Annotated in this window: 5 protein-coding genes and 1 pseudogene; 3 read left to right on the forward strand and 3 right to left on the reverse strand. The window is 69.4% G+C overall.

Annotation, left to right across the window (positions count from 1 at the left end; all coding sequences use genetic code 11):
• Window positions 1-327: 327 nt before the first annotated feature.
• The 3 genes from ACNFOC_RS48045 (at window position 328) to gad (ending at window position 3,893) form a co-directional block, all read left to right on the forward strand.
• Window positions 328-1,350: a DNA-directed RNA polymerase subunit alpha gene (locus ACNFOC_RS48045; protein WP_406131172.1), complete on the forward strand. Its 1,023-nt coding sequence runs from the start codon at window positions 328-330 to the stop codon at window positions 1,348-1,350.
• Window positions 1,351-1,669: 319 nt separating this feature from the next.
• Complete coding sequence (locus ACNFOC_RS48050; RefSeq protein WP_416965319.1) at window positions 1,670-2,233, forward strand: GIY-YIG nuclease family protein; 564 nt, start codon at window positions 1,670-1,672, stop codon at window positions 2,231-2,233.
• A 259-nt stretch (window positions 2,234-2,492) separates the two neighbouring features.
• Window positions 2,493-3,893 (forward strand): glutamate decarboxylase, encoded by a 1,401-nt coding sequence (gad, locus tag ACNFOC_RS48055; RefSeq protein WP_416965320.1) that lies wholly within the window; start codon window positions 2,493-2,495, stop codon window positions 3,891-3,893.
• A gap of 85 nt (window positions 3,894-3,978) precedes the next feature.
• Here the strand turns inward: gad and ACNFOC_RS48060 are convergent, their stop codons facing one another.
• The 3 genes and pseudogenes from ACNFOC_RS48060 to ACNFOC_RS48070 form a co-directional block, all read right to left on the reverse strand.
• On the reverse strand, window positions 3,979-5,043 hold the full coding sequence (locus ACNFOC_RS48060; RefSeq protein WP_416965321.1) for a threonine aldolase family protein: 1,065 nt from the start codon (window positions 5,041-5,043) through the stop codon (window positions 3,979-3,981).
• 69 nt (window positions 5,044-5,112) lie between these two features.
• Window positions 5,113-5,688, reverse strand: coding sequence for a helix-turn-helix domain-containing protein (locus ACNFOC_RS48065; RefSeq protein ID WP_019056220.1), 576 nt, complete (start codon window positions 5,686-5,688; stop codon window positions 5,113-5,115).
• A 913-nt stretch (window positions 5,689-6,601) separates the two neighbouring features.
• Window positions 6,602-7,162 (reverse strand): annotated as a pseudogene (locus ACNFOC_RS48070) (hypothetical protein); the annotation flags it as partial.

Genomic DNA, 7,162 nt, shown 5'->3' on the forward strand with positions numbered 1-7,162 from the left:
GTCCGGCACCCTCCCGTACCGCCCCGCACGACCCCGCTCTGATCGCCGCGATCCTGGCGCTGCATATACTCCATGATCACGACACGATCCGATCCTGGCCCCGCATCTCTGCCCGGACGCCCCGCGCGCCCGACTGCTGGACGTGGGCAAGGCCGAAGCGGTTTGTGGGGGCGGCGGGCGGAAGTAAATAGCCCAAAGCCTCCTCGCCGGGTCGGGGAGACGAGTGGTTCGGCCACGGCGGAGACCGTATCGGCCGCGCCGCCCCGTACTCTTCGTGTTGTCTACGGCGTCACATAGCGGGCGCCAAACCACTGGAGGCAACACCGCATGCTGATCGCTCAGCGCCCCTCGTTGACCGAAGAGGTCGTCGACGAGTTCCGCTCCCGGTTCGTGATCGAGCCGCTGGAGCCGGGCTTCGGCTACACCCTTGGCAACTCCCTGCGTCGTACGCTCCTCTCCTCGATCCCGGGTGCGGCCGTCACGTCCATCCGTATCGACGGAGTGCTGCACGAGTTCACCACCGTGCCGGGCGTCAAGGAGGACGTCACCGACCTGATCCTCAACATCAAGCAGCTCGTCGTCAGCAGTGAGCAGGACGAGCCTGTCGTGATGTACCTGCGCAAGCAGGGTCCGGGACTGGTCACCGCCGCCGACATCGCGCCCCCGGCCGGTGTCGAGGTGCACAACCCCGACCTCGTCCTCGCCACGCTCAACGGCAAGGGCAAGCTGGAGATGGAGCTGACCGTCGAGCGCGGTCGCGGCTACGTCTCCGCCGTGCAGAACAAGCAGGTCGGTCAGGAGATCGGGCGCATCCCGGTCGACTCGATCTACTCGCCCGTGCTGAAGGTCACGTACAAGGTCGAGGCGACCCGTGTCGAGCAGCGCACCGACTTCGACAAGCTGATCGTCGATGTCGAGACCAAGCAGGCCATGCGTCCCCGTGACGCCATGGCGTCCGCCGGCAAGACCCTGGTGGAGCTGTTCGGTCTGGCGCGTGAGCTGAACATCGACGCCGAGGGCATCGACATGGGCCCGTCCCCGACGGACGCCGCCCTTGCCGCCGATCTCGCCCTGCCGATCGAGGAGCTCGAGCTCACCGTTCGGTCGTACAACTGCCTCAAGCGCGAGGGCGTCCACTCCGTGGGCGAGCTCCTGGCGCGTTCCGAGGCCGACCTGATGGACATCCGCAACTTCGGCGCGAAGTCCATCGACGAGGTCAAGGAGAAGCTGGCCGGCATGGGCCTCGGCCTCAAGGACAGCCCTCCCGGACTGAACCTCTCCGCCGCTGCCGAGACCTACGGCGTCGACGACGACGTGGACGCGGGCTTCGTGGAGACCGAGCAGTACTGAATGCCGCGCTGCGCCGGCCTTGGTGACACTTCGCGGACGGGGACAGGAAAACCTCCACACTGTTCCCGCCCGGAGGGACACCTCGGCCGGCTCCGCGCCGGCGCACGAACCCTGACGAAGGCGGCCACAGACAAAGCGGGCGCCTTCGGCGTTTCTTGCGCAACCCGCAACCCGCAACCCGCAACCTTCAACCCGCAGATCACTGCTCGCAGACCACTGGTCGCTCGACCGGCGGTTGCCGGTCCCCGGGCGGGGAAACCGGGCGCTCCTGACGGGGATCTGCGTGCCCCTCGACGCCGGCTACACCTAGGCTGCGCCCATGCTCGATGGTCCAACCGTCCGGCAGGCCACCGCCGACCTGCTGTCCGCGCCCCGCACCTTGAGCGCCGCGGTCTCCGCGCTGCCCACGACCCCGGGCCTGTACGCCTGGTGGGCGCCGCCCGAGGTCCTGGCTCCCTTCCCGGGGCCTCTCAACTCGGGTGACTCCGGATGGCGACTGCTCTACCTGGGCAAGGCGAGCCGGTTGCGCTCCCGGATCGCCTCGAACCACCTGCGGGATTCCGGGCGCTCCACCCTGCGCCGCACCCTCGCCGGACTCCTCATGGCCACCGAGGGCTACCGCACCACGTGGACCGACCGCGTCGTCCTCATCCCCGAGGACGAACAGCGCCTCACCGACTGGATGCGCCAGCACCTCGCACTCACCTGGAGCGAGCAGGCCGACCCGGTCCCCCTGGAGACGGAACTGATCGCCGGCCTGCGTCCGCCGCTGAACGTGGCCGGAGCCCGGCACGGCATCCCCCGGGATCGCGTCAAGCAGGCACGGGACGTCTACTACGCCAGCGCGGGACCCCGTCCGGACAGGCGGCCCGGCTCTCGGTGACCAGTTCCCGGATCCGGTGCGTGAGGCCCCCGCACATGTGGAGCGACCCCAACCAGGCGGAAAACCCTGGTCAGATCCCCGTCGGTGATCAAGCCCTGCCCTGCAAAAAGTAATGCCCAGTATGTACAAGGGAAAATCCAGTTCATCAGTCCGCAAATCGATCACTGGATCGGTGTAATCGGCACATACGCCGCACCGCTGGGCGATCTAGCGTCGGAGTGCACGGAGCCGCACGGACCAGAAAGGCATCCAGACACTCATGCCCATCCCGCATACCGACGTCATGCCCGAAGCCGAGTTCGACACCCTGACCGTTTCCCGCGCCGGCGGCCTCCCGCCGGCCGTCGACCTCCTCCAACCCGTCGACGAGCTGCCCGAGTTCGCGTCGGAGCCCGACCTGGTCTGCCGCCGGGTACGCGACGAGCTGATGCTCGACGGCAACGCGCGCCTCAACCTGGCCACCTTCGTGACGACCTGGATGGAGCCGCAGGCAAGGGAGTTGATGGCGGAGACCGCCGAGAAGAACCTCGCCGACCGCGCCGAGTACCCGCAGATCACGGCGATGGAAGAGCGCTGCGTACGGATGCTCGCCCGGCTCTGGCACGCGCCGCACGCGGAGCAGGTCCGCGGCTGCTCGACTACCGGCTCCAGCGAGGCCGCCATGCTCGGCGGACTCGCGCTGAAGCGCCGCTGGCAGGAACGCCGCCGCGCCCAGGGCAAGGACACTGCGCGCCCGAACATCGTGATGGGCGCGAACGTCCAGGTGTGCTGGAAGAAGTTCGCCAACTACTTCGAGGTGGAGCCCCGTTACGTCCCGATGGAGCCGGGCCGCTACCACCTCACGGCCGACACGCTCACCGCCTACTGCGACGACAACACCATCGGTGTCGTGGCGATCCTCGGGTCCACGTTCGACGGCTCCTACGAGCCCGTCGCGGACATCTGCATGGCCCTGGACGGCTACCAGGCAGCCACCGGCACCGACATCCCCGTGCATGTCGACGGCGCGTCCGGCGCGATGGTCGCCCCGTTCCTCGACCCGGGCCTCATGTGGGACTTCCAGCTCGAACGCGTCGCCTCCATCAACACCTCGGGGCACAAGTACGGCCACGTCTTCCCGGGCCTGGGCTGGGCCCTGTGGCGCGACGCCGAAGCCCTCCCCGACGACCTGGTGTTCGAGGTCGACTACCTCGGTGGCAGCTCCCCCAGCTTCACCCTCAACTTCTCCCGCCCGGGCGCGCACGTCGTCGCGCAGTACTACAGCTTCCTCCGCTACGGCTTCGAAGGGCTGCGCAATCTGTCGGCCCAGAGCCGCACCACGGCTCGCGCACTCGCCGCGCGGATCCGGACCATCGCGCCCTACGAGTTGGTCACGGACGGTTCCGAACTCCCGGCGTTCGCCTTCCGGTTGACGCCCGGCACACAGGGCTTCACGGTGTTCGACGTCTCCCACGCGATGCGGGCCCGCGGCTGGCACCTGCCCGCCTACAGTTTCCCCGCTCCCTGCCAGGACGTCTCGGTCCTGCGCCTGGTGGTGCGCACCGGGTTCACCGCCGAACTCGCGGGCATGTTCATCGCCGACCTGACCGAGGTCACCAGGAACCTCCACGCGCCCCGCCCGACGCTGACAACGCAGGCCAAGCCGCTCGTCACCACCTGACACAGGCACACACGGGCACGACTCCCTCCTCCTTCACCGGCGCCTCACCGACCGGGCGGTTCCACGCGGTCCGCGGGAACACCTCTCAACGGGTGTGACGGCGGACCGCGTCGAGGAGTTGGTCGATGTCGTCGGCACTGTGCGAGAAGGCGGTGACGAAGCGGACGATGCCCGGCTCCCAGCGGTCGTGGTAGAAGGCGTAGCCCTCGGCGAGGAGGCCTTCGGTGACCTGCTGGGGCAGCCGGCAGAAGAGGATGTTGGCCTGCGGGATCGCCAACAGGCCTGCCCCGGCGATGGACTTGAGGCCGTCGCCGAGCCGGGCGGCCATCGCGTTGGCCTGGCGGGCGTTGCGCAGCCAGAGACCGTCGGCGAGGTACGCGTCGATCTGGGCCGTGTTGAAGCGCATCTTGGAGGCGAGCTGGCCGGCGCGCTTGGCGCGGAAGGCGAGTTCGGCGGCGAGGGCGGGGTCGAAGGAGACGATGGCGTCGGCGGTCATCGCGCCGTTCTTGGTGGCGCCGAAGGACAGCACGTCGACGCCGGCCTTCCATGTCATCTCGGCCGGGGTGGCGCCGAGTTGGACCAGCGCGTTGGCGAAGCGCGCCCCGTCCATGTGGACGCGCAGGCCCGCGTCCTTGGCGATGGCGGACAGTTCGCGGATCTCCTCCAGGGTGTAGACGCTGCCGCTCTCGGTGGCCTGGCTGATGCTCACCGCGGACGGCTGCACGCTGTGCACGTCACCGGACCGGCGGCGCACCGCCGTTCGCAGCGCGTCGGGGTCGATCTTGCTGTCGGGGCCCGGCACACCGACGAGCTTGGCGCCGTTGGTGAAGAACTCCGGAGCACCGCATTCATCGGTGTTGATGTGGCTGTCCGGGTGGGACAGCACGCTCCCCCACGGCGGCGTGAGGGCGGCCAGGCTCAGGCCGTTGGCGGCGGACCCGGTGGAGACGGGGAAGACATCGACGTCCCGCTCGAAGATCTCACCGAGCCTGCGGCGGGTGCTTTCGGTGAAGGGGTCGTTGCCGTACGGCAGGACCTGCCCGGCGGCCGCGTCGGCGACGGCGCGGGCTATCTCCGGGGACGCTCCGGCCATGTTGTCGCTGATGAAGGCACGGCTGGAGGGCGTGGTGACGATGGCGGAGGTGCTCATGAGTGGGGGTTCCTCAGTCTCAAGTACTAGTGAGGGCTGGGTTGTTGACGGCGTGTCAGCTATTGAGGCTCAGGTGCTGATGGGAGAGGCGAAGACGACGGTGATGTCGACCTCCTCGGCGCCGGTCCGGTAGAAGTGCGGGGCGTCTCCGGCGAAGGCGAGCATGTCGCCGGGGCCCAGATCCTCCGGGGCGTCGACGGGACCGGCGGTGACGTGCCCGGTGGCGATGAGCAGGTGCTCGATCGTGCCGGTGGCGTGCGGTACGCCGGCCAGCTCCGTCTCCGGCGGGATGCGCAGCCGCCAGATCTCCAGGCTGTTGCCGCTGCTGATCCGGCGCAGCAACTCCCGGGAGACCTCACCGGGTTCGATGTCCGTGCCCGGCCGGAACACCGGCCCGGTGTCGGCGTCACGCGCCAGCAGGTCGGCGATCGGGATGCGCAGGGCGATCGCGATCGCGTCCAGGGTGTCGATCGTGGGATTGCCGTTCCCGGCCTCCAACTGCGACAGCGTGGCCTTGCTCAGCCCGGCGCGCCGGGCCATCTCCGCGGCGCTCATCCCGCGCTGCTGACGACGCAGCCGGATCTTCGCGCCGACAGCGGCGGCGGTACTGCTCACCGGCCGGCGGCCGGACGGCGGGGGCGTCATCAACGGCTCCGGTCAAGAAGGCTGCGGGCAAGGGGGCGGCTAAGAAGAAGGCCGGTACGAAGAGGGCGGCGGCTGGGAGGGCTGGACCCGGGGAGGCCGGGGCGGCCGGAGCGGCCAAGAGGGCGTCGACGGAGAAAGCGTCGGCTGTGACGGCTGAGCCCCGGAAGGCCGGAACCAAGGGGACTGCGGCGAAGAACGTGCCGGCCAAGACAGCTGGACCCGGGAAGGCCAAAGCGAAGGGGACTGCGGCCAAGAACGCGCCGGCCAAGACGGTTGAGCCTGGAAAGGCCGCGGCAAAGAGGACGACGACGAAGAACGCCGGTACGAAGAAGGCAACGGCAACGAAGGCGGCAGCTAAGAACGCCGTGATCAAGAAGTCGGCGGCCAAGAAGAACGCCGTGGCGAAGACTGGTTCGGCGGAAGAGACCTCGGCGACAAAAGCTGCGACGGAGAAGGCCATGACGAAGACGGGCGCCGCGAAGACGGGTACGGCGAAGAGGACGAACGTGACGGCGAAGATCCCGGCGGAGACGGGCTCGGCAGAAGAAGTCGTGGCGGAGACGAGCAGCACGAGGAAGACCGTGACGAAGAGGACCGCGAAGAACGCCGTGACCAAGAAAGCCGCAGCCAAGAAGGGCACCGGGAAGAAGAACTCGGCGAAGAAGGGCCTGGCCAGGAAGACGATCGCGGCTGACGAGAAGCCCACACGGAGGACGGTGACTGCGGACACGGGGGCGGATTCGGGGGCGGACTCTCCCTCGCCGGAAGGCGCGGCTTCGGTATCGGAACGGGCGACTTCCGCACCGGAGCGGGTGGATTCCGCACCGGAGCACGTAGCTGCCGCAACGGGGCAGGGAACTGCCGCACCGGCTCAGGCGGCTGACGCAACGGAGCAGGGAGCTTCCACACCGGATCAGGCAGCTACCGCTGCCGGCATCGCGTCCACCCCGGAACCGGGTCCGACCTCGGAGCCAGGCCCCACCTCGGAACCGGCCACGCCGCCGGTGGCGACCGAGGCCGGCTCCGAGCCGACCACGTCTTCGACACCGCCCGCTGGACCAGTTCCGGCCGTGCCGTCGCCCCTGGCCGATACCTCGGAGTCGCCCACACCGCCGACCCCGTCCACACCGCCGACCCCGTCCACGGCCCCGGCCGCGCCCACCGCACCGGTTTCGACACCGGCTCCGGCGTCGCCTACCGCTCCGGCTCCGGCCACGCTGTCGGCATCGGCTGGCGCTCCGGAGTTGGCCACACCGCCGACGCCGACCACGGAACCGGCCTCGGCGCCGACCCCGCTGACGGCCCCGACTGAGACCCCGAAGTCGGCCACACCGTCGCCGCTAGCCGCACCTGCTCCGGACCAGACTCCGGCCGACGCCCCAGAGCCAGCCATACCTCCGACCCCGGCCAACACCATGGAGTCGAGCACGCCCCCGCCCACCGATCCGACGTCACCCACCGCAGAGGCCCCCGC

This window comes from Streptomyces colwelliae (assembly GCF_048158785.1).
GTDB lineage: Bacteria > Actinomycetota > Actinomycetes > Streptomycetales > Streptomycetaceae > Streptomyces.

Bases quoted from the DNA above. Each gene is read 5' to 3' on its own strand.
- ACNFOC_RS48045 (WP_406131172.1), top strand. From the start codon at position 328: ATGCTGATCGCTCAGCGCCCCTCGTTGACCGAAGAGGTCGTCGACGAG.
- ACNFOC_RS48050 (WP_416965319.1), top strand. From the start codon at position 1,670: ATGCTCGATGGTCCAACCGTCCGGCAGGCCACCGCCGACCTGCTGTCC.
- gad (WP_416965320.1), top strand. From the start codon at position 2,493: ATGCCCATCCCGCATACCGACGTCATGCCCGAAGCCGAGTTCGACACC.
- ACNFOC_RS48060 (WP_416965321.1), bottom strand. From the start codon at position 5,043: ATGAGCACCTCCGCCATCGTCACCACGCCCTCCAGCCGTGCCTTCATC.
- ACNFOC_RS48065 (WP_019056220.1), bottom strand. From the start codon at position 5,688: ATGACGCCCCCGCCGTCCGGCCGCCGGCCGGTGAGCAGTACCGCCGCC.